This window comes from Kitasatospora sp. NPDC005856 (assembly GCF_040629945.1).
Lineage (GTDB): Bacteria > Actinomycetota > Actinomycetes > Streptomycetales > Streptomycetaceae > Kitasatospora.
The window spans coordinates 1-1,585 of the sequence record NZ_JBEXWT010000223.1 but is presented as its reverse complement, the minus strand read 5'-3'; the positions used below and the strand labels follow the sequence as shown (position 1 = coordinate 1,585).

The following is a 1,585-nucleotide window of genomic DNA, read 5'->3' as shown; positions in this document are numbered from 1 at the left end:
ACCTGAGCCATGAAAAGCCTCCTAGCGGCGGTGTACGGGATGCAACGCCGTTGATCCTACTGCCCGCCCCGGCCCCCGCCAGGGGGCGGCCACCGACCGGCACGACCGGCCTGTCCTCGCCTGCGCCTACGGCCGTGCCCGGTCCGTTCCACGGCCCCGGTGCCTGCAGGACGGGCTGTCGCCGCAGTGTCGTCACGGGTGAGGGCGATCTCCTCGTGCATGTCGATGCGGGCACTCCGGGGTGCGGTGTGCGTGCCGCTTCGACCCCGTTGCCGGGCTCGCTGTCCTCGTTCCCGCCCGTACTCTTGCCGGTGGCGGGCGCCTGATCCTTTACGGGCCCTGACCCGCGCGGCACCCCGATGTCCGGCTGGGATGCCTTCGCCCCCGTCGCCAGTCGCTGCTGCACCCCGCATGAGGTGACCCGTGAAGGCGAATGCCTCTGCCGCGCCTACGCGTTGATCAGCGCTGGCGCGGCCGACGGTTGGTTCGCTCCCGTCCTCGACCGTGTCCTCGGGGCCTCGACGCCGTCGTCGAGGCCCACCGCTACCTTGGGGCCGGTACCCGGAGCAGCGAGGTCGCTCTCACCGTCGGCGACTGCCCCCACCCCCAGGCGCGTCACGGCTCGCGCCCCCTGCGCTTCACACTTCATGCGTCCCGTGTTCTGGGGGCTTGTTCGGCCTCCGCGTCGGCGGCGGCCACCACCGCCGTCAGAAGGCCCGGGAACCGCCGCTCCAGCTCCTCGCTGCGCAGCGCGTTCAGCTTGGTGGTGCCCACGTAGTACTGGCGCAGCAGGCCCGCCTCGCGCAGCACGCTGAAGTGGTGGCTGGAGGTCGAACGCCCCACCGGCAGGTCGAAGGAACCGCAGCTGAGATCGGCTCCCGAGTGCGCGAGCGTGCGCACCACCGTCCTGCGGGCCGGATCAGCGAGCGCCTCCAGTACCTGCTGGACGCTCACGTCCTCCACGCCAGGGTGCACGATCACCCGCCCCGCCACGCGTTCCCGTCTCACACCCACCACCCCTTCCCAACACTCGACCCCCGTCCGTTCGATGGCCAAAGACCGCGTCGTATACGCGACTTCACGTATACGACGCTACTATGCCCGACCTGCCGTGCGTGTGTGTGCGGTGGGCCCGGATCGGTGGCGGTCCGATGGCGGCCCGATGGCGCGTCAGGGGGTGTGGATGCCCTGCCCCGGCGTGAGGATGCCGGCGGGGTCCCGGTGTTGCCGGTTGCGTTGCAGCATGGCGGCGGTATCTGCCCCCGGCCCGGGAAGGCCAGGGGCTCTACGCCGGCCCGGCGGGGCGGTCGGGATTTCTGATCAGGCCCACGAGCCGGAGCAAGCCGGATACGGCAGCCGATTCGGGCCCACCGCGCAGACAACCGCCGTGACCGTGCGCACCGACCAGTGACAGGCCGGACGGCTCCTGGTTCGGAGAAGGGTTGGCTTGTGTTCGTGTTGGTCTGTTTGTGGTGTTACGGGTTGTTTGTGGGTTCGGGGTGGGGGTTGTGTTCTGGTTACGATCGGTGAGTGCAGCGGCGGTGTGTCGCGGGTACCGACTTTCGGCGGGAGAAGACGGATGGCA

General features: G+C 70.2%; 1 protein-coding gene. It reads right to left on the bottom strand.

Features of this window, described 5'->3' with window-relative positions; genetic code table 11:
- Positions 1 to 645 precede the first annotated feature (645 nt).
- Positions 646 to 963, bottom strand: a complete 318-nt coding sequence (locus ABZ449_RS42100) for a helix-turn-helix domain-containing protein (protein WP_360357458.1) — start codon at positions 961 to 963, stop codon at positions 646 to 648.
- Between the last annotated feature and the right edge of the window lie 622 nt (positions 964 to 1,585).